General features: G+C 65.0%; 17 protein-coding genes. 5 read left to right on the forward strand and 12 right to left on the reverse strand.

The window, feature by feature from the left end:
- Nucleotides 1-88 precede the first annotated feature (88 nt).
- The 5 genes from ACN9MX_RS11430 to ACN9MX_RS11450 are packed head-to-tail and all read right to left on the reverse strand — an operon-like array spanning nt 89 to nt 6,633.
- Entirely contained in the window at nt 89-1,450 is a 1,362-nt protein-coding gene (locus ACN9MX_RS11430; RefSeq protein WP_363827154.1) for an HlyD family type I secretion periplasmic adaptor subunit, read from the reverse strand.
- Entirely contained in the window at nt 1,450-3,138 is a 1,689-nt protein-coding gene (locus ACN9MX_RS11435; protein ID WP_363827156.1) for a type I secretion system permease/ATPase, read from the reverse strand. The genes ACN9MX_RS11430 and ACN9MX_RS11435 overlap by 1 nt, the downstream gene beginning before the upstream one ends.
- Nucleotides 3,135-4,301 (reverse strand): glycosyltransferase family 4 protein, encoded by a 1,167-nt coding sequence (locus tag ACN9MX_RS11440; RefSeq protein ID WP_363827159.1) that lies wholly within the window; start codon nt 4,299-4,301, stop codon nt 3,135-3,137. The genes ACN9MX_RS11435 and ACN9MX_RS11440 overlap by 4 nt, the downstream gene beginning before the upstream one ends.
- Nucleotides 4,298-5,632, reverse strand: coding sequence for a pectate lyase family protein (locus ACN9MX_RS11445; protein ID WP_363827161.1), 1,335 nt, complete (start codon nt 5,630-5,632; stop codon nt 4,298-4,300). The genes ACN9MX_RS11440 and ACN9MX_RS11445 overlap by 4 nt, the downstream gene beginning before the upstream one ends.
- Entirely contained in the window at nt 5,629-6,633 is a 1,005-nt protein-coding gene (locus tag ACN9MX_RS11450) for a sulfotransferase family protein (RefSeq protein ID WP_363827164.1), read from the reverse strand. The genes ACN9MX_RS11445 and ACN9MX_RS11450 overlap by 4 nt, the downstream gene beginning before the upstream one ends.
- Nucleotides 6,634-6,834: 201 nt before the next feature.
- Between ACN9MX_RS11450 and ACN9MX_RS11455 the strand changes: the two genes are divergently transcribed.
- Nucleotides 6,835-8,160, forward strand: a complete 1,326-nt coding sequence (locus ACN9MX_RS11455) for an O-antigen ligase family protein (RefSeq protein ID WP_363827167.1) — start codon at nt 6,835-6,837, stop codon at nt 8,158-8,160.
- Between the two features lie 37 nt (nt 8,161-8,197).
- On the opposite strand, the gene ACN9MX_RS11460 is transcribed toward ACN9MX_RS11455, so the two are convergent.
- Nucleotides 8,198-9,178 carry a 2OG-Fe(II) oxygenase family protein gene (locus ACN9MX_RS11460; RefSeq protein WP_363739662.1) on the reverse strand — a complete coding sequence of 327 codons (981 nt, stop codon included), beginning with the start codon at nt 9,176-9,178 and terminating at the stop codon, nt 8,198-8,200.
- A 270-nt stretch (nt 9,179-9,448) separates the two neighbouring features.
- Between ACN9MX_RS11460 and ACN9MX_RS11465 the strand changes: the two genes are divergently transcribed.
- Both ACN9MX_RS11465 and ACN9MX_RS11470 read left to right on the forward strand, forming a co-directional pair.
- Nucleotides 9,449-11,722, forward strand: a complete 2,274-nt coding sequence (locus tag ACN9MX_RS11465) for a GumC family protein (RefSeq protein ID WP_363739663.1) — start codon at nt 9,449-9,451, stop codon at nt 11,720-11,722.
- A gap of 56 nt (nt 11,723-11,778) precedes the next feature.
- Nucleotides 11,779-12,453, forward strand: a complete 675-nt coding sequence (locus ACN9MX_RS11470; RefSeq protein ID WP_363739665.1) for a response regulator transcription factor — start codon at nt 11,779-11,781, stop codon at nt 12,451-12,453.
- Between the two features lie 16 nt (nt 12,454-12,469).
- Here ACN9MX_RS11470 and ACN9MX_RS11475 read toward each other — a convergent pair whose 3' ends face one another.
- Nucleotides 12,470-12,970, reverse strand: coding sequence for a flavin reductase family protein (locus ACN9MX_RS11475; protein WP_363739666.1), 501 nt, complete (start codon nt 12,968-12,970; stop codon nt 12,470-12,472).
- A gap of 475 nt (nt 12,971-13,445) precedes the next feature.
- Entirely contained in the window at nt 13,446-15,707 is a 2,262-nt protein-coding gene (locus ACN9MX_RS11480) for an NADP-dependent malic enzyme (protein WP_363739668.1), read from the reverse strand.
- Nucleotides 15,708-15,847: 140 nt separating this feature from the next.
- Here ACN9MX_RS11480 and mutS point away from each other — a divergent pair, with 140 nt between their 5' ends.
- Together mutS and ACN9MX_RS11490 are read left to right on the forward strand one after the other, a co-directional pair.
- Entirely contained in the window at nt 15,848-18,499 is a 2,652-nt protein-coding gene (mutS, locus tag ACN9MX_RS11485; RefSeq protein ID WP_363827169.1) for a DNA mismatch repair protein MutS, read from the forward strand.
- A 9-nt stretch (nt 18,500-18,508) separates the two neighbouring features.
- Entirely contained in the window at nt 18,509-21,268 is a 2,760-nt protein-coding gene (locus ACN9MX_RS11490; RefSeq protein ID WP_363827172.1) for a [protein-PII] uridylyltransferase, read from the forward strand.
- A 22-nt stretch (nt 21,269-21,290) separates the two neighbouring features.
- Here the strand turns inward: ACN9MX_RS11490 and ACN9MX_RS11495 are convergent, their stop codons facing one another.
- The 4 genes from ACN9MX_RS11495 to ACN9MX_RS11510 form a co-directional block, all read right to left on the reverse strand.
- Nucleotides 21,291-21,791: a L,D-transpeptidase family protein gene (locus tag ACN9MX_RS11495; protein ID WP_363827175.1), complete on the reverse strand. Its 501-nt coding sequence runs from the start codon at nt 21,789-21,791 to the stop codon at nt 21,291-21,293.
- Nucleotides 21,788-22,846 carry a GTP cyclohydrolase II gene (gene ribA / locus ACN9MX_RS11500; protein ID WP_363739676.1) on the reverse strand — a complete coding sequence of 353 codons (1,059 nt, stop codon included), beginning with the start codon at nt 22,844-22,846 and terminating at the stop codon, nt 21,788-21,790. Before ribA ends, ACN9MX_RS11495 begins: the two co-directional genes overlap by 4 nt.
- A complete protein-coding gene (xth, locus tag ACN9MX_RS11505; RefSeq protein ID WP_363756499.1) occupies nt 22,846-23,643 on the reverse strand; it encodes an exodeoxyribonuclease III in 798 nt (265 codons plus the stop codon). Before xth ends, ribA begins: the two co-directional genes overlap by 1 nt.
- Before the next feature lie 284 nt (nt 23,644-23,927).
- The gene (locus ACN9MX_RS11510) at nt 23,928-24,581 is read right to left on the reverse strand and encodes a LolA family protein (RefSeq protein WP_133654455.1); all 654 of its coding nucleotides are present in this window, start codon (nt 24,579-24,581) and stop codon (nt 23,928-23,930) included.
- Nucleotides 24,582-24,931: the final 350 nt, after the last annotated feature.

Raw genomic sequence — 24,931 nt, forward strand, 5'->3', positions numbered from 1 at the left:
CCTTAGCGGGAAACCGTGCCGGGGCGGTGGGGTCTTAGGGATAGCGCCTACGTCTTCGGGAGTGCGCCAATGGGTGTAGGAATGGCTCCTATTGCTCCCGGAAGGACCGCCACATCGTATCGGTGAGCGGGTCGATCATATATTGCAGCGCCGTTCGCCGCCGCAGCGGTACGACCACCTCCACCGGCATGCCCGGCTTCATCGCAAAATCCCCTTCGCGATAATCGCGGATCAGCGCAATCTGATCAGGCGCGATCGTCACCTCCCCCAGAAAATAGGCGATGCCCGTTTTCTCCTCTACGAAGCTGTCGGCGGACAGGCGCGTCAGCTTGCCCTCGATGATCGGCAGACTGCGTCCAGGAAAGCCGGCGAAGCGGATCTCCGCCTTTTGCCCCACCGCCAGATCGTCGACGTCGGTCGGAGAAAAGCGGGCCTCGATCACCACGGCGGAAGCGCGCGGCACGATGTCCATCAACGTCTGCCCGGCCGCGATAACCCCGCCGATAGTGTGCACGCTGAGGCCAACGACCGTCCCGCTCACTGGCGCGCGGACCTGCGTCCGGGCCAGTTCGTCCCGCGCAGCACTCCATTTCGGCAGCACATCACCCAACAGCGCTTCGGTATCGCGCAGGTCGGAAGTGACCTTTTCCTGCAGATTCTGCTTCGCCTCCAACGCCTTCAGCCGCGCCTCGCCCACCATGTTGGCGGCACTGTCGCGCGCCGCGCGCAGACGGCCTTGCTGGCCGACCAGATCCGCCTTCGCCCGCTCGAGCGCCCGGATGCGCGTCTTGCTGACAAAGCCCTTCTCCGCCACGGTGCGCAGGCTGTCCAACTCGTCGGTGATGAGCCGCTCCTGCTCGATCACCGACGCGACCTGTTCACGATAGCCCACCGCTTGGGACCCCGCCTGACTCCCCTCATGCATCGCCACGCCCTGCTGCGTGCTGAGCAGCGCCGACCGTGCAGCCATCTGCGCCCGCTGCGCCCGCAGGGCGGCCTGCGCATCGGCGCGGTCGTCCCCCGTCAGATTGCGGAACTCTACCGGCACCTCCATGCCGGTTCCGGCCTGTTCGGCGCGCAGGCGGGCGCGTTGCGCGATCAGCCAGATCGCCTGGGAAGCCAGCACCCGTTCCTGCGCGGCGACGGCGGGCGCGGCGAGCCGGATCAGCACCTCGCCCTGCCGGACTGCCTGGCCTTCCTTGACCAATATGGCCGCAACGATGCCGCCGTCACGATGTTGTACGCTCTGCCTCTGGCCTGCCACGGTCGTGCGCCCAGGCGCCAGCGCCGCGGCGTCCAGTCGGGCGAAGGCCGCCCATCCCAGAAACAGCAGGAAGAAGGCGGCGGCCACCGCCAGCCCGCCCCGTATCTCTGATCTGGGATCGGCCGCCACCGCGGACCGCCCATCCGGCGAAGGCAATAACAGGGGCTGCGTCGTTCGCATCAGCATCAGCCCACTCCCGCGACCGGCGCGGGGCGGGGCCGGGTCAATGCGCCCAGCACCTGATCGCGCGGCCCGCTCATTCGCATGCGACCATTGTCCAGCACCAGGATCCGGTCCGCCGGACCCAGCAGGCCGGTGCGATGCGCAGTCACCATGATCGCCGCCCCTCGCGCCTTCGCCTTGGCCAGCGCGGCGACCAGTTGCGCTTCGCCGTCAGAGTCGAGATGCGCATTGGGTTCGTCCAGGATCAGTACGGCCGGATCGCGGAACAGGGCGCGGGCCAGCGCGATGCGTTGCGTCTGGCCCATGGACAGGCCCATCCCGCCCCAGCCCAGCATCGTGTCATAGCCCTGAGGCAGGCGCAGGACCATCTCATGCGCGCCACATGCCTGCGCCGCCGCGATGACGTCCGCATCGATGCGGTCGTCCATGTCGGGATCTGCAAAGCGCGCGATATTGTCGCGGATCGACCCCGCAAAGAGGGAAAGCTGCTGCGGCATGTAGCCGACATGCACGGCCAGCGCGTCGCCATCCCATTGCGACCGCTCAGCCCCGTCGATCCGGATTTCGCCCTGGTCGCAGGCGATGGCGCCCGCCACCAGCCGCACCAGGGTCGATTTTCCCGCGCCGCTGGCGCCAATCACCGCGACCATCTCGCCGGGGCCGATCGCAAAGGACAGGTTGTTGAGGATCAGCCGCTGCGAATGCGGATCCTCTATGGTCACGCGCTCCACGTCGACCCTGCCCTTTGGACGGGGCAGGCCGGTTTGCGGCACATCGTCCAGCGCGCCGTCGATCCAGGCCATGATCTCCCCATGGGATGCCCGCGCCGCGATTATGCTGCGCCAGCTTCCCACAAGCTGGTCGACCGGCGCCACCGCCCGGCCCAGCAGGAAGGAGGAGGCAAAGATCGCGCCGCCCGAAATCTGCCCGTCTATGGCCAGCAGCGCGCCCAGTCCCAGCGCCCCGGATTGCAACATGTTGCGCAGAAAACGGCTGGCCGCCATGCGGCTGCTGGCGGCGAAGCTGGCTTCTGCCTGCCAGGCGAGCATATCCTCCCGCTCGGCCAGATGCCGTCGCACCATCGCGCCCTGCATTCCCAGCGCGCGCACTGCTTCGGCCCCCTGCATCGTCTGTTCCTGACTGCTGTAGGACAGGTTCGCCGCGGCATTGGCGCGGAACAGGGGCTGGTGCGTTGCCCGGTCGCTCGTCCAGGCGACGGCGACCAGCACCAGGCTGCCCAGCAGCGCCATCAAGCCGATCAGCGGGTGGATGAGCGCGCAGACCAGAATATAGATTGGCGTCCAGGGAGCATCGAACAGCGCGAACATGGCCGGGCCGGTCAGCGTCTGGCGAAGCTGGTCGCATTCGCGGATCGGCTGGCGACTTCGACGGCCGGCCCGGTCGGCAGGCTGTTGCCGCAGGGTCGCTGCAATCAGCGTCCGCGCCAGCCGGCGGTCCAGCCCGATGCTCGCCCGCACCAATATGCGCGAACGGATATATTCCAGCAGCGACAGGGTGGCATAGGCCAGCAGCAGCGCCAGCGTCAGGAAGGCCAGCGTCGTCCCGCCCCGCGTCGGCACCACCCGGTCATAGATTTGCAGCATGTAGAGCGTCGGCGCCAGGAACAGCAGATTGGCGAGCGCGCTGAACAGCGCCGCCCACAGGAAATGCCGCCTCACCACCGCGATCATGGCCGCAACGCTTTGTAGATGGCGCTGACCTGCGCGCAATGGGCCGCTTCGCTGAAGCGGGCGCGGGCATTGACCTGCGCGCGCAGGGCCATGGCATCGGCGTCGCTCCCCTCGATGCAGGCCCGCGCCAGCGCATCGGCATCGTCCGGTTCGACAAGCAGGCCGATGCCGCCTTCCAGCGCCTCCACATTACCACCGGATCGGGCGGCGACGATGGGCGTGCCGACCAGCATCGCCTCCACCAGCGTGCGCCCGAACGGCTCGCCCACGGCAGGCACGACAAGCCGATCGCAGGCCGCGATCCAGAAGGGTCCGGGCGTGCGATAGCCCATCAGCTTCACCCGGTCCTCCACGCCAGTCGCCGCAATCCGCTTGCGCAGGGCGATGTCCATGGCGGGCACCCGCGCCTGCCCGAACATCAGGCCCATGACGGGGCGCGGGCTGATCTCCCCCATCCGGGCGATCATGTCGACGAAAAGCAGGGGCCGCTTCCTCGGTACGAAAGCGCCGAAATAGCCCAGCAGCAGCGTGTCGTGCGGTACCCCCAGTTCGCGGATCAGCGCCTCGCGCGCCTTGCTCCGGTCCACCTCCAGCGTCGTGTCGAAGGGACTGTGGACCACCGAGGCGCGCTTCCGTGCCGACCAGAGACCGGCGGGCGGCAAGGCGAAGGACGATACCGCCAGCACCCGATGCGCCAGCGCCGGCGCGAGCAGACGCAATCCCAGCGCTCCGGGATCGCCGCGATGGTGCCAGATCAGCTTAGCTCCGGCCAGTCGCGCCGCCAGGGCCCAGTTCGCGCTGCTCCGCCCGTCATTGACGTGAACGATGTCGATCCGGTTTCGCCGCAGGAAGCGGGCGCGAGGTAGAACGCCGGTCAACGTCCGGGCGAATTTGCGGGCGGTGAAGGCCTCGCCCGGCACGAACAGCCGCTGGGCACCCGGATCGTCCATCTGCTCATGCCCGGCGAAGAAATTGGCGATCATGCCGCCCGGCACCTCGGTCACCACCACCGGACGATATAGCGCCCGATCCAGATGCTCCATCAGCCCGCGCACCGAAATATGGCTGCCGCCGATGCTGTCGCCGGAGAAGGGGAAGCAGATGCGCAGCCGATCATCCTGTGCCGCGACTGCCGGTTGCAGGGTGGGCGAAGGCGCGTTCATGGCGCCGCCGCGTCCATCAGTTCGCGCGCGCGCTGGTCGAGAAACTGGTCGAGATTGGCCAGCCCGTCGCCATCGGCATCGGCCCAGGGATCGGCCTTGCGGGGATCGGCGCCGTGCTCCGCCTCCCACCTGTCGTCCATGCCGTCCCCGTCGGCATCGGCATAGGGCGTCCCCGGCCCCGGTTCGTCGATCATGCCGGGCTGCTTCACGATATGCCCCTTGCGCTCTCGCACCTGCTTGACGATCCGCCTGTCGAACGGGTCGCGGGGAAAGGCGCCAGCCTCGGTCAGCACCGCCTTATAGGCCGCATCCGCCGGTTCGGCGGCGATGGTCGGCGGGCAAGGCGGCCTGTCCACCTCCGCCTCCTTCAACTGCGGCGACAGATGAACGAAGTCGCCGTCGAAGCGATTGTCGGCCAGATAGACCCTCGCCCTTCCCTTCGACCCCATGAGATTGCGCGCAACGCCGACGGTGTCCGGCCGGGTGTTCTTCCCCGCAATGAAATTGTTGCCGATCAGGGAGACGGGCACGCCGCCGAAACTTTCCCAGATTTCGGCAAATTCCGACTGGCCGTTATAAAGGATATTGTTGATCACCTCCGCGCAGGAACCTGGCGGAAAGTTGAGGTCGGGATTGCGGTCGCCATTATGGGCGCAGATATTGCCAATGAAGCTCAGATGCTGCGGCCCCTTGGGATCGCTCGCCAGCAGGGCGCATTTGTCGTGTCGCGGAATGCCCTCGGCAAAGATCGAATGGCTGATGGTGATCCAGTCATTGTCGCCATAGCCGTTGATCAGTTCGTCTCGTGCCCAGCTTGCGCTCACATGATCGACGATGACCTGACGGCTGTTTTCGATGGTGAAACTGTCTTCCGACCCGCGGTGGGTGCCGGTGCGGTCGTTGCGCACGCGGACATGACGGATGACGATGTCGTGCGTGTTCTTGATGAGGATCGGGGTGCGGCCTTCCTCGCCGCCAGCATGTGCAATGACGATACCCCCGCCCGAGGCGGTCTGGCCGGCTATGGTGAGATAGGGGTTGGCGATGACCGGCGGCCGGCTGGTGAAGCGGATGGTTCCGCTTACCCGGAATATGCAGACGCGGGGTCCGGTGGCATCGATGCAGGCGCGCAGGGAGCCTGGCCCGCTGTCGGCCAGGGTGTCGACGGCGATGATCCGCCCGCCGCGCCCTCCTTTGGCCGCAGCGCCATAGCCCACCGCGCCCGGAAAAGCCGGCTCGCCCTTTACCGGCTGCGCCTGCGACTCGCTGCCCGCACCCGAACAGCCCGCAATCAGGATGGTCAGCAGCATCCCGGTCAGTCGCCGCCTCATAAGACATCCCCACTGCGCAAGGCGTAGCCATAGCGCCGCAGCAAGGGCGCACAGAACAGGGTGAACAGCCGCTGCTTCCAGCCCGGCATCTCCCTCTTCCACTTGTCGTCGCCCCTGATCGTGAGTGCCTTCTGCATGCGATGGCGGCTACCCGCGACCTGATGCTGCGGCGTGAAGGGGGCAAGATCGGTTGCCGGTAGATGCGGCGCTTCGCCCACCAGCGCGACGATCCGCCCGATCGTGCGGCGCGGGTCATCGACAAAATCCTCGTAACGCACGCGGATGCTGCGCTCCGCCCCGACCCGGCGACAGAGAAGTTCGGCCGCGATGTTCACCATTGCCCAGCGCAGAGCGGTGTAGAGCAGGGGTTTTGGCCGCAAGTCGCGTTGCACCCCCTTCTCGACGCTGCGTCTGTGTCCTTTCATCAGCGACCAGGCCACGCCACGCCCGTCACGCACCACATGCACGACGTGCAGGTCGATGCCAGGCATCGCCGCCAGCGCGAAGGCCCGTCCCGGCAATTTGGACGAATCGACCAGCACGGCCCGCCCCGAAGCCAATGCCATGCCGCGCAGCAATTTCACCGTCTGGCGCCCATGGTCCCGCCACCCCGGCAGCCGCAGCAGCCGCGCTGGCGCCAGCAGGGTCTCCGTCCGTTCCTGCGCGCGACGGTAACGGTCCAGGAAGCCCTGGGGTTCGCCCTGGGTCCATCGCGCGACGATCGCCTGCCATTGCGGGCATTCCCGCACCTGCGCACCGCAGGCGCAATATTCGCCCTTTTCCCAGACATGCCGCGCCAGTGTGGTCACCTCGCCCGCGCCCATGATCATGGGATGCTCGCCCAGCGCGATGTCCAGAAGGGTCGTCCCGCTGCGTCCATAGCCGGCCACATAGATCAGCTTGATGGCGGATTGCTGCGCAGCGGGCGACGCGGACATCGCGGCTTGCCCGGCCTTTGGGGGCGGTTCGCTGTTGCGCAGGGGCAGTGTCGCATCGGTCACCAAGGTCATCCTTGTCGCGCGAGACGCCCTGCCGATCCGGCGGCGCTCGGTGCCGTTATCCCGTCAGTCGCGAGGTCATTTCAACGGATCACAAGGCTGATCCTCCGGCAAATTCGGATAGGCGAGCTGGCTGGAATCGCCCTGCATCCTGCCCCGAAGGGCGTTTGCGCGGCGGCGGCGCGAGGCGCAGCTTCCGGGACCGTGACGACTCTCGCCAGCCCTTCCCCTTCTGCGTCCGCCGCGATCGCCAGGCCGAATATCCTGGCCGCGCATGAGCAGACATGGGACAGGATCGCGCGTTCCTCCCTGCTGATCGCGATCTTCCTGAGCGGCTGGGGCCTGTTGCGGGTCGGCCAGATCAACCTCACCTTTTCCGATATCTTCTTCCTCCTCAGCTTCATCATTTCCGCCCTGCGCGGCCGGCTGAGCGTCACGCCTTTCCGCTCGCTCACCCCCTTCTGGCTGGCTGGGCTGGTGATGATGCTGGGCGGATTGTTCATCGGGTCCATCATCAACGGCGATCCGCTGCGTTGGGTGAACATCGCCCTGCAATATACCGTCGCCTTCCTGTGCATTCCGATCCTGCTGATGCAGCAGGAGGAAGGCACCATCCGCAAGGCGCCGCTGATCTTCATGCTGGGCATCACCTGTTCCGAAATGGTGGGCATCACGGCCAGCTTCTTTTTCACCTTCCACGAGACCCTGCACTGGCTCGGCGACGGCTTCATCACCGGCAACGGGCGGCTGGGTTCCATGGCGGGCCAGCCCAATCCCAATGGCGCGGTCGTCGCCTTCTCCCTCCCGATGCTGCTCTATTCGATGCGCTTCCGGCTGATCGGGGGCCTTGGCGGGGTCGCCTGCCTGATCCTGCTGCTATGGGGCCTGATGCTGAGCGCGTCCTTCACCGGATTTTCGGCCTCGCTGCTGGCGATCTTCACCACATTGCTGCTGATGGGCGTGCGCTACATCTTCCGGCTGGGGCTGACCGCCGGGGTCGCCGCCGCGCTCTTCTTCGCCAGCGGCGCCCCGTTGCCCAAGGCATTTCAGGAACGCGTCGGCAATGCGGTGGAGAGCGGCGACATCAATCAGGCGGGGACATTCCTCAACCGCTCGCAGCTCATGGAAGAAGCCTGGGGATTCGCCGAAGACTATACCGTCATCGGCATGGGCGTGGACCGCTATCGCGAACTCAGCGCCTATGACAATCCGGTGCACAACCTGTTCCTGCTGATCTGGAACGAGGGCGGAGCGATCGCCTTTTGCGGGCTGATCATGCTGCTGGGGCTGATCGGGTTGCTGGCGGTGAACGGGCTGCGCGTCAACCGCGACAAGGGCGCCATGGCGGTGGCGGTGGTGCTGGTGTTCCTGATCTACACCCTGTCCTACCCACATATGTATTCGCGCATGTGGATCATGCCGGTGATGGTCGCGCTGGCGACCATCTACGTACCCCGCAGGACCGCGCCGGACTCAGCGGCGTTGATTTATGCGCGGCCGGTGGGCCCTCAGCCCCTGCCGGAGCTATAGGCCGGCAAGTTGCTGCCATTAAGCGGGCCGTGCTCCATCAGGCTGCCCCGATCAGCAACGTCACATTGTCGGTCCGAGGATTGCGGCCGCCGACCTGTCCCGGCTTCTCCACATGCAGCACGCGATGCAGCACATGCCGCACGCCATAGGCCTGCGTAGCCATGCTGCCGGGAAAGACCGCCAGCGTCGCCCGGTCGATCGGCAGATCGATCCATCGTCCATCAGCAAAGACCTGTGTCAGCATCTGCGACCGTTCGCCGCAAAGCGCCGAAAAATAGCGGTGGTCGAAATGCGCACCCTCGATCAGCGTTTGATCCGGCGCGATATCCCGGCGGCGGTCGCCATGCAGAAAAAGCCGGTTCAACCGCCGGAGCAGCCGCCCCACGCCCGGCGCATCGGCCAGCATCCCGTAGAGGTCAGACAGCCCGCGCAGACTGAGCACGCCCGCCGCCTGCCACCGTCTTTCGTCCAGGCCACAGCCCGCCCGGCCCCACCGCCCCAGCGAATTGCGGGCGAGCGCGCCCAGACGGTCGAAATCGCCTGCACTTTCCTGATATTTCAGCCTCTGTACCACGATCTGCATATCGCTGGGCGGCATGCCATCCGGCGCGAGCGCCATCATCAGCCGCCGGCCGATCGACCAGCATTGGTCCAGAAGCGCGGGACCGGGCGCATAATGGCGCCTGCCCTGCACGAAGGATGGGGGATGCATGGTGACAGGATCCTCTTCCTGCCCGCGCGATAACGCCATTTTCCGAGCGATATAGCCGTGATGCCCAGGCTGGAAATAGAAGAGATCGCCGAGGCTGGCCGTGATGTCGCCGCTGCCGTGATAATTGCGGGCGATGTCGACCAGCGGCGCTTCCCAGGGCATCTGCTCATCCGGATTTTCCAGCAGTCCCTGCCACAATTCGGCGAGGACGTCGGGACAGCGCACAAGCACCGCAACATGGCCCGCACTGAACAGCCGGGCCAATGAGCCCGGTTCCAGTTCCTGATATGCATGCTCCGCAATCATGTCCCGGTCCCCTCGTGCGGAGCGTTCTTATCCTTGATCAACTTTCGTTCAAGGACGCGAAATCGACGATCCGGAATAGCCAGACATACATCAGAAATGTCTAGCCGGAGCATGAGGCCCTATCCTGTTCCGAAGGGTTAGCACCTATGCGCATCATCGGTCCCCGATGCGCTTTTGCTCTCTTGCGCAGCAACCCGCACTATCGATTCCATTGGGGACAGCCCTGACGACGGGGCGCGTCTGCGCGCCCGATGCGATTGGGAGACTATCATGGCGTCTGCACAGCTCACTCTGGTCGATGGCGTCGCATCAGGCGGCGGAGCGGAAAAGCCGCGCGACCTGTCGTTCGAGTTGCAGCAGATGTCGGCGCGCCAGATCTGGTTTCTTCTCCGCCGCCATATGAAGCTGGTGGCCAGCATCGTCAGCGCGTGCGTCGTGGTCGTGCTGATCGTGCAGTTGCAACTGCCCAATCGTTATGAGGCGACGGCGACCGTGCAGGTCGAGCTGAACGATTCCACCGGCTCCAACCAGGCCGATGCCACCCGCAACCAGCAGCGCGTCGCCAATGAGGCGCGCATGTATCGATCGCAGGCGCTGGCGGAACAAGTGGTGCGCGACCTCAACCTGAACCGCAACCCGGCCTTTACCCATGGCGTGCAGATGACGGTGCAGCAGGCCGCCGTGCAGCTGACGAAGAACACTCGTGTGGTCAGCTCCACCGATTCCGACTTCATCGACATCATCGTTCAGTCGCGAAAAGCCGAACTGGCGGCGCGCATCGCCAATCGCTTCATCGACAGCCTGCAGAAGATGCGCTCGCAACGCCGCCAGACATGGCGCGATGGCCTCAGCACCGCGCTCGACAAGGAGACCAAGCGCCTCGCCCATGAGGTTGAGCTGGCGGAACGCGCCGTCGCTGATTTCCGCCGGCAGCATCTGATGCCGATGGGCGCGGGGAGCGCGGAGGATTATCAGCAGATGAACCGGATCGCCGTGGAGGCAGCATCCACCGCCGCGATGAGCAGCGCCATGCAGGCGCAGGCAGCCGGCGTCAGCCGGGCCGCGAGCATGCGGACGGTGGCCGGCGCGAGCTCGCCTGCGCTCGACAATCTGGCGAAGCAATATGACGACCTTATCCGTCAACGCTCCGAAATGTCGGTCCAGATGGGCGCAAACCATCCGCAGATGCAGGCGCTCTCCGCGCAGATCGCCCAGGTGGGAAGGGCTCTCATCCAGGAGCGCGGCGCCGTCGTCGCAACCCAGCAGACGAAAAACGACACCGATGCCGGGCGCGAGCGGGCCATGGCGCTGGCGGAGGCAAGTGCCGCCTCCGCCCGGGCAGGCCAGTTGCAGGCGAAGCTCAACGCCATGACCGGCGCAGCTTTCCGCAACAATGCCAATCTGGTGGACCTTTCCATCCTCGACCGTCGGGCTGAGGTAGCGCGCCAGGCTTATCTGACCACGGCCCAGCGCGCCCAGACGGTGCAGTCGGAATTGCAAACCACCGGCGTCAACTCCACCATGGTTTCTGCAGCCGCCGTGCCGCTCCAGCCAGTCGCGCCCGCACCCAAGAAGATGGCCTTGGCTGCGTTTGTCGGCTCCTCCGTCCTGGCTTTCCTGATCGTGCTGGGGATCGAGATGTTCGACAACCGGCTGCGCAGCGGCGAACAACTCCGCCGCCTCTTCGCTCTGCGGACGCTGGCGATGCTGCCGAAGCTGGAGGATTCGATCGGCACGACGATCGAGGACAATCCGGTGATCACGCAACCGCAATCGCTGTTCACCGAAGTCGCCCGCAACCTTGCCAGCGAGATCGAGGAGTTGCCGCATCAGGGGACGAGCCAGCGGGTGCTGGTGACATCGCCGCTGCCCGGCGACGGCAAGTCGAGCGTCGCGCTGACGCTGGCGGCAGCCGCCGCATCCATGGGGCGCCGCGCCATCGTTGTCGATCTCGACCTGCGCCGCCCCGGACCCAGCATCCTGCGTTCGATCCAGGACAGTTCCGACACGCCCGACCTGATCGAGGTGCTGACCCATAGCGGTGAAAGCCGCCGCCTGATTCCCCAGGCCGAACCCCATGTCGACCATGATGCGGCCAAGGGTGCAGCGCCGGTCGCGCTGATGCCCGTCGTTCTCAGCACCCGGGAACAGATCCGCAATCCGGCCGCCGTCGTTCAGGGCTGGCAGATCGGCCAACTGCTGGACGATCTGCGCGAACGCTTCGACCTGGTCGTCATCAACGCGCCGGCCATCCTGGCCGTACGCGACGCGCGCACCCTCTCTTCCCTTGCGGATTCGACGCTGATGGTCGTGCGCTGGGGACATACGACGGTCGAACAGTTGCGCGCCTCGCTCCAGATGGTGAACAATCAGGTGGTCGGCGCCGTGTTCAACCAGGTCGATTATGAGGAACATGCCCGCCGCGGTTATGGCGACGCGGTCCAGTTCTACATGGGATCTGCCGCTTATTATTCCGACAGCTTCCCCATTCGGCCCAGCCTGGCAGAGCGCGTCCGTAACCTCTTCACCCGCAAGGCTGCATGAGTCGCCTGCCGCCCCTGGAGGAGGCGCCATCGTCTCCTTTTGGTTTCGAAAGCGTTATGATCAAAGAGGATCCGCCCCGTCTCACCTTGCTGATCCTGGACGGGAGCCCGCTGCGTCGCGCGTGCATGGCCGTCGCGCTGGAGGCGGCAGGCGTCCGGATATTGCAGCAATCCAGCCTGGATGATTGGGAAACCCACGATCCACCCGACATCGTCCTGCTCCAGACCGGCGAATCCGAACTGGAAAATGCGGCCCTGCCGCTGCAGATCGCGCAGGCGAGGCAGCTATGGCCGACAGCCGCGATCCTGGTCATCGCGGACCATGGCAATGAAGCATTGATGCAGACGGCGATTGCGGCCGGGGCGCAGGCGCTGTTGCGATCCAGCACCGGCATCGTCACCATGCACCGGGTGCTTTCCCTGTTGAAGGAGGGGCTTTCCGTCTATCCGGCCGCGATCGCCGCCGCCTTGCACCTGCGCCCGCCAGACAAGACCGACGGTCTGACCGAGCGGATTGCGCTGGCAGTCGACAGGTTCAAACTGCTGACCAAAAGGCAACGCGACGTGCTGCGCCTGCTGGCGCAAGGCGCCTCCAACAAGGATATCGCCCACCGGTTGAACATCAGCGAAAGCACGGTGAAAGTGCATGTACGGGCCATCATGACGGCGAACGGCGCGTCCAACCGCACGCAGATCGTCGCCCATCTTCTAAAGGGCGACGACCAAGAGTAACAGAGCAAGCAGCCCATCAGCTCAGATGGGCGAATTCCCCATAGCCGCCCTGGAAGAAAAGCAGCGGCTTGCCGGGCGTTTCCACCTCCAGCGCAATGACCCGGCCCAGCACGATATAATGGTCGCCGGCCTCATGCACGGCTTCCAGCCCGCAATCGATCCACGCCACCACCCCGTCCAGTATCGGCGAACCATTGGCCGAAACGCGATGCGTCACGCCAGCGAACTTGTCGTTCGCGCCCTTGGCCGAGAATTGCTGGCAGAGCGGCTTCTGGTCGCTGGCAAGGATATTGACGCAGAATTTCCCCGCCTTTTCGATCCGGGGCCAACTTTGCGAATTCTTGGCCGGGAAAAAGGCGACCAGCGGGGGATCGAGCGAAACGGAGGTGAAGGAGCCGACGACCATGCCGGTGGGCGCATCATCACCTGACACCGCAGTCACAACGCAGACTCCGGTCGGATAATGGCCCAGCACGCGCCGGAACGTGCCACTATCGAACGCTATGGCTTCACTCATCCGCACTGACCCCAGAGGAGGAAAATATCGACACTGATCTTCATCATCGCATCTCTTCTAAACCTGGCGGGGCATGACAAGCAAATCCCGCTGATACGCTCACGAGTTTTCCTTTTCCGGAACCTCGAAGCGCCATCTTAAGCCGCCATGGCGCGCATCAGCACGGCGCGATCCTGATTCATCCGCTATGCGATATTGCTGCAATCCATCGACGCTCGTCTGGCGCCGTCGCGGCATGAAACTATGACGAAGGGCAGAACTTTGATCGATCTGCAGGCCCATAATGAGATTGCAACCGCCAGATCTTCCTGATCGAGGCATTGGCCCATTCAATGCGGCGGCTGCAGGCAACGGGTTGCATTCCCCTGGCTGCAAGGAGGCAGCCTCGCCGCATCTGGCAAGGCCGCCTGTCCTTTTCCTCAAAGGGACCAGGCCCCTATTCCCTTTTTACCCGCCATTCCGTTCCGCAAGGGGCTCAGACCGCCACACCGGCGGAAGCCAGCACCGCCAGCGTCAGCAATTCCGAGGCGTTGGACGCCATGGTTGCGATCTGCACCGACTTGTCCATGCCGACCAGCATCGGCCCGATCATCGTCGCGCCGCCCAGTTCGCGCAACAGCTTGGCAGAGATATTGGCGGACTGAAGACCCGGCATGACCAGGATATTGGCCGGGCTCGACAGGCGGCTGAAGGGATAGTTCTTCATCACCGTCGGGTTGAGCGCCGCGTCGACCGTCATTTCACCTTCGAATTCGAAGTCGACGTTCCGCTCTTCCAGCGCCTTGATCGCGTCCCGGACATTGTCGAGGAAACTGCCCGGCGGGTTGCCGAAGTTGGAATAGGACAGGAAGGCGACACGCGGATCATGGCCCATGCGGCGGGCGACGGCGACCGTACCCTCCGCAATATCGGCCAGTTCCTGCGCCGAGGGACGCTCATTGACCGTGGTGTCGGCCAGGAACACCGTCTTGTCCTTCGTCACCAGCACATGGATGCCGAAGGGGGTACGGCCCGCCGCCGGATCCATCACACGTTTCACCTCGCGCAATGTCTGGGCAAAGGGCCGGGTCATGCCGGTGATCATCGCGTCGGCATGGCCCATCTTCACCAGCAGCGATCCGAAGATGTTGCGGTCCCGGTTCACCATTCGCTCGCAATCGCGGCGCAGATAGCCGCGGCGCTGCAACCGCTTGTAGAGCGTGTCGACCATTTCCGGCACCAGCGGCGAATTGACGCTGTTGTGCAGTTCGAAGCTCTCCGGATCCTGCACGCCCAGTTCCCTGAGCTTGTCATGGACATTGGCGCGGCCGACCAGCACGGGAATGCCATAGCCCAGTTCGCGGAACTGGATCGCGGCGCGCAGCACCACTTCCTCTTCCGCCTCGGCAAAGACGACGCGTTTGGGATTGGCCTTCGCAACTTCATAAGCGGTGGTGAGCACCGAGGTCGTCGGGTTGAGCCGTCCCTTGAGCGACTGGCGATAGGCGGCCATGTCCGCGATCGGACGCTGCGCCACGCCGGTTTCCATCGCCGCCTGGGCGACCGCGGCCGGCACCAGTTCCATCAGGCGGGGGTCGAAGGGTGCGGGAATGATGTAATCCGGTCCGAAGCTGTGCGAACGGCCATAGGCCTTGGCAACTTCCTCCGGCACCTGCTCGCGCGCCAGTTCGGCGATCGCCTTGGCAGCGGCCAGCTTCATCGCCTCGTTGATGCCGGTTGCCCGCACGTCCAGCGCGCCCCGGAAGATGAAGGGGAAGCCCAGCACATTGTTGACCTGGTTCGGATAGTCCGATCGTCCGGTGGCGACAATGGCGTCGGGTCGCACGGCCTTGGCGTCCGGCGGCAGGATTTCCGGATCGGGATTGGCCATGGCGAAGATGATAGGCTTGTCCGCCATGGACTTCACCATATCCTGCGTCACGGCCCCGGCGACCGAGAGCCCCAGGAACACGTCCGCACCCTTCACCGCTTCGGCCAAAGTGCGGGCGTCGGTCTTCACCGCATGGGCCGACTTCCACTGGTTCATGCCCTCGGTGCGGCCTTGATAGATCACGCCCTTGCTGTCGCACATGATCACATTGTCATGCTGGACGCCCAGCGCCTTGATCAGTTCGGTGCAGGAGATGGACGCGGCGCCCGCGCCGTTCACCACCACCTTCATGTCCTTCATCTCGCGCCCGGTCAGCATCGCCGCGTTGATGACGCCCGCCGCCGCGATGATCGCCGTGCCGTGCTGGTCGTCATGGAAGACCGGAATGTTCATCCGCTCCTTGAGCGTTTGTTCGATGATGAAGCATTCCGGCGCCTTGATGTCCTCCAGGTTGATGCCGCCAAAGGTCGGCTCCATCAGTTCGACCGCATCGATGAACCTGTCGACATCCTCCGTCTTGAGCTCGATGTCGATGGAATCGACGTCGGCAAAGCGCTTGAAGAGGACGGACTTGCCCTCCATCACCGGCTTGGACGCCAGCGCGCCCAGATTGCCGAGGCCCAGGATCGCCGTGCCGTTGGAGATGACCGCGACCAGATTGCCCTTGGCGGTATAGTCATAGGCCGTCGCCGGGTCCTGCGCGATGGCGCGCACCGGCACGGCGACGCCGGGCGAATAGGCGAGCGACAGGTCGCGCTGGGTCGCCATCGGTTTCGACGCGATGATCTCGATCTTGCCGGGGCGTCCCGTCGAGTGGAAGAACAGCGCCTCCCGCTCTGAAAATTCGACGTTCGACTTCTCGGTCATGGCGGCGCGCCCCCTATCTATGCAACAATGAGGAGGCCCTAGCGGCAAGAATATCTTGTGGGCAAGTGCGAGAAGCGCAATTTTCCTGCCGTTTCCCGAAACTCTGGCCTGAACCTGTCGTTCCGGCTATCCGCATTGCCATGGCGCGAACGATCGACACATCCACGCAACAAGCGACGCCCATGATGGCGCAATATCTGGCGCTGAAGGCGGAAGCGCAGGATTGCCTGCTCTTCTACCGCATGGGTGACTTTTTCGAACTGTTCTTCGAGGATGCGAAGGCGGCGGCGGCAACGCTGGACATCGCGCTGACCAGCCGTGGCGAGCATGGCGGCGCGCCGATCCCGATGTGCGGCGTGCCGGTGCACAGCGCGGAATCCTATCTCGCGCGGCTGATCAAGGCGGGCCACCGCGTCGCCATTGCGGAGCAGACGGAAACCCCTGCCGAGGCCAAGGCGCGGGGGTCCAAGTCCCTCGTCGCGCGCGCCATCGTCCGTTATGTGACCGCCGGAACCCTGACGGAGGAGACGCTGCTCGACAGCCGTCGGGACAATATGCTGGTCGCGCTGGCGCAGGTCGGCGGCGAGGAGGCGGGGGAATATGGGCTGGCCGCCGCCGATATTTCGACCGGACGGTTCGAGACGCTGACCTTGCGGGCGGCCGATCTGGCCGCCGAACTGGCGCGGCTGCGGCCGAGCGAGATCGTGTTGCCGGATGGGCTGGGGCTGGAACTGCCCGATTCCCACCCGTTCGACCGGGCTGCCTTTTCCAGCAGCCGGGCCGAAGCGGCGCTGAAGCGCCTGTTCGGCGTTGTCACGCTGGATGGCTTCGGCCAGTTCGGCCGCGCTGAACTGGCGGCGATGGGCGGGCTGCTCGGTTATCTGGATCATGCAGGCAAGGGCACCCTTCCCTTCCTGGCGCCGCCCATGCGCAAGACCAGCGGCGCCCACGTCGCCATCGATGCGGCGACCCGCGAGAGCCTGGAGATCATCGCCACCATGAGCGGCACGCGGGCAGGCAGCCTGCTGGCCGCTGTGGACCGGACGGTCACGGGCGCCGGCGCGCGGTTGCTGGCGCAGAATCTTTCCGCGCCGCTGATGGATCAGGCCGCCATCGAGGCGCGGCTGGGCCTGGTGCAACTGTTCCATGACGACAGCATGTTGCGCGATCAGTTGCGCGTTGCCCTGCGCGCATTGCCGGACATCGGGCGCGCGCTCGGCCGGCTCGCCATGGGCCGGGGCAGTCCCCGCGATCTTGGCCAGTTGCGCGACGGGCTGGGCGAAGCGCGGCTGTTGCGCGAGCGCTTGGGACGCCTGCCCGACCAACCGCTGCTGCTGACCCAATTGCTGCCCGCGCTGGACGGGCACGGCGCATTGGTCGACAGCCTGTCCCGCGCGCTGGTCCCCAGCCCGCCGACCGAGACCGCCAATGGCGGCTATATCGCGGACGGCTATGACCCGGCGCTGGACGAGCTGCGCCGGCTTGCCGGTGATGGTCGCCGCGCCATCGCCGCGCTGGAGGCCCGATATCGCGAGCAGACCGGCATCGCCTCGCTCAAGATCCGGCATAATGGCGTGCTCGGCTATCATGTCGAGGTGCCCGCCCGCGCCGCGGATCAGTTGATGCAGCCCGACAGCGGCTTTACCCATCGCCAGACGCTTGCCGGCGTGGTGCGCTTCAATTCGGTCGACCTGCACGAACAGGCGAGCCGGGTGGCGCAGGCCGGCGCTCACGCCCTGGTGGCCGAAGCCGCGCATCTGGAAGAACTGATCGAAACAACCCTTGCCCGCAAGGCGGATATCGCGCGGGCGGCCGATGTCCTTGCCCGGCTTGATGTGGCTGCGGCGCTGGCCGAACGCGCGGCGGAGGGCGGCTGGCAGCGGCCCCATTTCGTCGCCCAGGATGGCGAAGGCCCCTGCCTGGAAATCGTCGGCGGCCGTCATCCCGTGGTCGAGGATGCACTGCGCCGCGAGGGCCAGCCCTTCGTCGCCAATGATTGCCGGCTGTCGTCAGGCGATCGGCTCTGGCTGGTCACTGGTCCCAATATGGGCGGCAAGTCGACCTTCCTGCGGCAGAATGCGATCATCGTCATCCTGGCGCAGGCGGGCGCCTATGTCCCCGCCGCATCCGCGACCATGACGCTGGTCGATCGCCTCTTCAGCCGCGTCGGCGCGTCGGACAATCTGGCGAAGGGACGCTCCACCTTCATGGTCGAGATGGTCGAAACCGCCGCCATCCTGGCGCAGGCGACCGAACACAGCTTCGTCATCCTGGATGAAGTCGGGCGCGGCACGTCGACCTATGACGGGCTGGCATTGGCCTGGGCGGTTGTCGAGGCGGTGCATGAGGTCAATCGCTGCCGCTGCCTGTTCGCGACGCATTATCATGAACTGACCCGGTTGGCCGAGACGCTGTCCTCGCTGTCGCTGCACCATGTCCGGGCGCGGGAATGGAAGGGCGATCTGGTGCTACTGCATGAGGTCGCGGCAGGACCGGCGGATCGCAGCTACGGCCTGGCGGTGGCGCGGCTCGCCGGATTGCCTCCCGCGGTTCTCAAGCGGGCCAAGGATGTTCTCTCCCGCCTCGAAGCGGGCAAGGCCAGGACCGGCGGCATTGCGGCGGGGCTGGACGACCTGCCCCTCTTCGCTGCCGCCACGGCGCAGCCGGAGGAGAAGGTCGACGCGCTGCGCGCCGCACTGGACGCGATCGATGCCGATGCGCTCTCCCCCCGCGAGGCGCTCGATCATCTCTATCGGCTCAAGCAACTGGCGGCGGCCGGGCAGGAAGACTAGATAAGCCTTATGGTCATGCAGTTTCCAAAATTGGGTTCGAGGCGCGCGATCATCGACCGGCGCTCCATTTCCGATCGCATCAACGCCCTGGCGCAGGAGCATCGGGGCGACCAGATCAAGCTGCGCGGCCTGATCGTGAAAGAGTTGAGGGAGGCGCTGGACGCCGGGCGCGAAGATGTCGCCCGCCGCCTCGAACACAAGCCGACTCGCGGGCGCGAGGTGGTAACCGCTTTCGCCTTCCTGATCGATCAGATCCTGCGCCTGCTCTACGACGCGACGACCCATCATCTCTACCCGGCCGGCAATCGCAGCACCGGCGAGCGGATCGTGCTGATCGCAGTCGGCGGCTACGGCCGGGGCGAGATGGCACCGCACAGCGATGTTGACATCGGCTTCATCACCCCGTGGAAGCCCACCGGATGGACCGAACAGGTCATCGAATCCATGCTCTACTCGCTGTGGGACCTGGGGCTGAAGGTCGGCCATTCCAGCCGCTCCATCGACGAAACCATGCGCATGGCGAAGGCGGACCTGACCGTCCGCACGGCCCTGTTGGAGGCACGCTACATCTGGGGCGATCGCCTGCTGTACGAGGAAACCGCCAAGCGCTTCGATACCGAAATCATGCAGGGCACCGCCCGCGCCTTCGTCACCGAAAAGCTGGAGGAGCGGGATGAGCGGCACAAGCGCATGGGCGACAGCCGCTATGTGGTCGAACCCAATGTGAAGGAAGGCAAGGGCGGGCTGCGCGATCTGCACACGCTGTTCTGGATCGGCAAATATGTAAACCGGGTGAAGTCGGTCGCGGAACTGGTCGATGTCGGCCTGCTCACCGAAGCCGAACTGCGCCAGTTCCAGAAGGCGGAGGACTTCCTCTGGGCGGTGCGCTGCCATTTGCACATGATCACGGGACGGGCGGAGGACCGGCTGACCTTCGACCTGCAACTCGAGACCGCGACCCGCATGCATTTCACGGGACGCGCCGGGCGTTCGGGCGTCGAGCGATTCATGCGCTATTATTTCCTGAACGCGAAGACGGTGGGTGATTTGACCGCCGTATTCCTCGCCCATCTGGACGACCAGATGGCGGAGCGCGGCCGCCGCTACATCCCCAGCTTCTTCCGCCGCCCGAAGAAGCTGGACGGCTTCGTTCTGGATCGCGGACGGCTCGCGCTGCCCAACGACCAGTTCTTTCAGGACGATCCGGTGCGGCTGCTGGAAATCTTCGCGCTGGCCGACAAGCATGGCCTGGCCATCCATCCCAGCGCCATGCGCGCGGCCAGCCGCGACGCCAGCCTGATCACCGCCAAGGTGCGCCGCGATCCCCGCGCCAACGCCGCATTCATGGAGGTGCTGACCTCCCCCCGTGATCCGGAAACGGTGCTGCGCTGGATGAACGAGTCGACCGTCTTCGGTCGCTTCATCCCCGATTTCCGCCGCGTCGTGGCGCAGATGCAGTTCGACATGTACCACCATTATACGGTGGACGAACACACGATCCGCGCCGTCGGCCTGCTGGCGCGGATCGAAAAGGGCGAACTGAACCAGGATCATCCGCTGGCGGCGGACCTGATGGGCAAGCTGGTGTCGCGCCGGGTGCTCTATGTTGCGGTGCTGCTGCACGACATCGCCAAGGGGCGCGGCGGCGACCACAGCATATTGGGTGCGCAGGTGGCGGAGAATCTCTGCCCACGCCTGGGGCTGACTCCGGCAGAGACTGAGACCGTATCCTGGCTGGTGCTGCACCATCTGCTGATGTCGGCCACCGCCTTCAAGCGCGACCTGGCCGATTACAAGACCATCCTCGATTTTGTCGAGGTGGTGCAAAGCCCGGAGCGGCTTCGTCTGCTCCTGTGCCTGACGGTGGTCGATATCCGCGCCGTCGGACCTGGTGTCTGGAACAGCTGGAAACGGCAATTGCTGGGCGACCTCTATGAGGCCGCCGAAGAAGTGCTGCGCCTTGGCCACAAGCAGAAGGGCCGCAGCGAGCGCGTCACCGCCAAGCAGCGGGCGTTGCGCGAGGCACTGGGCCTGTCCGAAACCGATTTCGAGAAGCTGCGCAAGCGCCTGCCGGAAAGCTACTGGATCGCGGAGCCGGAGGACATCCTCATCCACAATGCGCAGCATATACTGGAAGCGGGGGATTCCCCGCTATCCATCGCCGCGCAATATTATCCGCAGCGCGGCGCGACGCTGGTGACGGTCTATGCCGCCGACCATCCGGGCCTGTTCTATAGGATTGCTGGCGCCATCCATCTGGCGGGCGGAAACATCATCGACGCGCGCATCCACACGACCCGGGACGGCGTGGCCATCGACAATTTCCTGGTGCAGGACCCGCTGGGCGGTGCCTTCCACAGCCCCGATCAATTGACGCGCATCCGCAAGGCGATCGAAGATTCGCTGGCCAATCGGCACCGCATGATCACCAAGCTGGAGGCGCGCCCGCTGCCCCGCACGCGCGCGGAAGCCTTCCGCATCGAACCCAATGTGCTGATCGACAACAAGGCATCGAACCGCTTCACCGTGATAGAGGTCAATGCGCGGGATCGACCGGCGCTGCTGTTCAGCCTGGCCAATGCACTGTTCCAGTCGAAGGTGACGGTGCACAGCGCGCATGTCGCCACCTATGGCGAGCGCGCCGTGGATACTTTCTATGTGACCGACCTTCTGGCCGGGAAGATCGAGAGCAAGGCACGGCTGCAAACGCTGGAGCGGCGGTTGCTGGAAGCGGCCGGCGGCGAGGTAGCGGAACTGGAGCAGGCTTGACGCTCGATTCCTGCGCAAAACTCTAATGGATTTCCATCAGGTCACCCGGCACGAGCAAAGGCAACAGACGGAGCATATCATCCCGCTCCACCGCCACGCATCCGGCGGTGGGCCTTCCTTCGGACAGGTGGAAGAAGATCGCGCTCCCCCGCCCCGGCACCGGGGGCGCGTCATTATGCCCCAGCACTATGATCACGTCATAGGCTTCATCGTTCCGCAGCAGATTTTCCGCCGAAAAGTCCCGCGGCAGATGGACGGGCCGGTTATAGGCCGGATCAGCTACGTCATCGGACCAGCCATCACCCTCCCGCACCCAACGCCAGGGCAGGCGGATATCCGCCGCCGCCACCTTGCCCCGCCGCAGCAACACGCCCCGGATCGGCCAGCGCCCCAGCGGCGTGCAGCCATCCCCTTCCCGTTTGTCGGCGGCCGCACAAGCGCCGCCGCGCCCGATCGTGCAGGACATCTCCATGTCACCGAAGGAAAGACGCCCCGCACCCGTGTCGACGCGGATGACATTCATAGCTGATGGCCGGTCCGGTCCCGCTTGGTGGCGAGATAGCGTTCATTATGGGGGTTGGACGGCAGGATGATGGGCAGCCGCTCCGCCACCTTGATCCCGGCGGTCTCCAATCCGGTCACCTTGTTGGGATTGTTGGTGAGCAATCGCACCTCCCGCACGCCCAGCAGGTCGAGCATGCGTGCCGCCACTGAAAAATCGCGTGCATCAATCGCGAAACCCAACCGCACATTGGCGTCTACCGTGTCGAAGCCCTGATCCTGCAGGGCATATGCGCGCAGCTTGTTGACGAGGCCGATGCCCCGGCCCTCCTGCCGCAGATAGAGCAATATGCCCCAGTTTGAATCCGCAATCTGGTGCAATGCCTGGTGCAATTGCGGCCCGCAGTCGCATTTCAGCGATCCCAGCACATCTCCCGTCAGGCATTCGCTGTGCAGCCGGACGACAGGCGGCGAGGAATCGCGCCGGCCAATGACCAGCGCAACATGTTCGCGCGGTTCATCGGGGCTGCGAAAGGCGATGATCTCCGCCATTTCGCTGGCCGACACGGGCAGGCGCGCGCGCGTGGCGATGGCCAGATGCACGGCATCGTCATAGGCGTCGATGTCCGCAGCGCTCACCTCTGCCTCGACGTCACCGTCGGACGTCACGAAATAGGCCGGCAATATGCCCGCCAGCCGCGCCAGCCGCAGCGCCGCCTTGGCCGCAGACGGCGCCGCCAGCGGCTTTGCCATGAACGGCCCCTTGAGCGGCGAACCGAGGTCCAGAACCGGATCGGAGATCGCCGTCGCCACGTCGACATCGATCCAGGGCGCGCGCGCCACCAGCACCGGCATGTCGGGATCGGCCGCCGCCAATTGGTTGGCGAGCTTCAGCGTCTGCGCCCGCGCGGCCGAGATCAATATATCGGCTTCAGCGCCCGGATCGAAGCCGGCAAGCGTCACCGCATCGGCCCCCTCCACCGCCATGAGGCGCAAGACCCCATCGGCGGCCTGCACCCGTACCGGCCAGCCCCGGCGCAGCGCGTCAATGGCGCGGGCGGCGGTGCGGGCGCTCATCAGAATGCAAATTCCGTGATGATCGGCACATGGTCGGACGGCCGCGTCCAGCCGCGGATGGGTTCGACCACGCGGTGGCCGACGGCCTTTTCCGCGACGTCCTGCGTCATCCACATATGATCGAGCCGTCGTCCGCGATCCGATTCCGCCCAGTCGCGGGCGCGATAGCTCCACCAGGTGTAGAGCCGCTGCGGCGCGGGGTGGAATTTGCGGCCGATATCAACCCAGTTGTTCGATTCCTGCAAGCGCGCCAGGATCTCGCATTCGATGGGCGTGTGGCTGACGACGTTGAGGAGCTGCTTGTGGCTCCACACGTCGCATTCCATCGGTGCGATGTTGAAATCGCCCGTCAGGATGGTCGGCTTGTCCTCCAGCGTAGAGGACCATTGGATCATGCGCTCCAGGAAATCGAGCTTCTGCCCGAATTTCGGATTGACCTCCCGATCCGGCACATCCCCGCCGGCGGGCACATAGACATTCTCGATCCTGACGCCATTGTCCAGCCGAACGCCGACGTGGCGCGCCTCTCCATTGGCCTGCCAGTCCAGGCGATCATCTTCCCGGATCGGGACCTTCGACAGGATCGCCACGCCATGATGCATCGGCTGGCCGTTCAGCACCTGATGATTATAGCCATGCTGCCGAAACAGGCCCGCCGGGAAGGTGTCGTTCACCACCTTCGTTTCCTGCAGACACAGGACGTCAGGCGATTCCTCGGTCAGAAAGCGCTCGACAATTTCGAGCCGGGCACGAACGCTGTTGATATTCCAGGAAGCGATGCTGAGTGTCTGAGGCATGGCTGATCCACTAGGACCCTCCGCCGCCCCGCGCAAGAGTGGCGGATCGCTGATGACCGGTTGGGATATGGCCCGGGACGGAACGAAAAGGCCCCCGCTCCGGGGGCATGGAACGGGGGCCTCGATCGCGCCCTTGAAGCGCTTTGCGGCGGGAGCGGGGTTCCGGGTAACAGGGGGGAAATCCCGGTTTCGTCTCGCGCCGTGGAGTTCCTTCTAGGGTTCCGGATATGAGCCTCAGATGAACGATTTTGAAAAGTTTTCGGCCCGTCGCGCCTGTGCCCCGTTTAACCGCCAGCGGCGCGACCCTTGGGCCGCGGATCGATCCAGCGGAAAGCGGAATCGGCCACCGGCACCCCGTAACGCTGGTTGCTGAGCTTCACCGCCGTTCGGTTGTTCTGCGAATCCAGCGCCACCCAGCCATAGAGCTGCAGACCCGCCGGACTGGCGGCATCGCGTTTGAAGATCATGGTGATGGTGCCATATTCCGGCCGCTTGGGATCCCGGGCCTGGACGGACAATATCGTCGGGTCGCCGGTCTGGATCACCTTGCCGAATTTGGACAGGTCCTTGGACGGATCGATCAGCGCGCCCAGAGGCGAATTGCCGATCGGCCAGCGTTGCACCTGACGCACTTCATAATCGATCATCGTCAGCGCCTTGCCATCTCCGACGATCAACAAGGGCACGCCCTTCTGATATTGAAAACGGATCTTGCCCGGCTGCTTGAGGGTAAGCTGGCCCGTCAGCGTCTGGCCGTTGCGGTCGGTCTGGGCGAAATCGGCGGTCATGGTGGTGACGGCGCGGATATAGGCGTTGACCTTCGACAGGTCGGACTGGTCCGCCTGCGCGAGTGCCGGGATCAGGGGCGCCGCAAATGACGCGACGGTCAAGGTCAGGGCGGCCAGCGTCAGGGTGCGGGGCGCAGACATGCGCTTCATGCAATCGTCTCCGGTTGTTCAGGATGAGGATTCTAGGTGGCAGGGCTTGAACCCGCTGTGAACCCCTTCGTTCCTGTCGTGCAACGAACAGAACGATAAGGGTCGGAAGCAGCCGGACGGTCTGGCTGGTCCAGAACAGCCCAGTCCGCATCACAGCCAGAGAAAAACGGGAAGGGGGAGAGCGACATGGTCGCTCAATCCCCCTCTGCTCCCGCTTCGCCATTGCCGGTCTTTCCGGCGGCCCCTCTCCCAATTTATTTTTTTAGGCGCTGCGGTGAGCGACCCCTGCTTAGTCCGATGCGACGACAAAAAAAAGGCCGATCCGAAGACCAGCCCGAAAGTTTTTAGGA

It is taken from the genome of Sphingobium sp. R-21 (assembly GCF_049913335.1).
Taxonomy (GTDB): domain Bacteria; phylum Pseudomonadota; class Alphaproteobacteria; order Sphingomonadales; family Sphingomonadaceae; genus Sphingobium.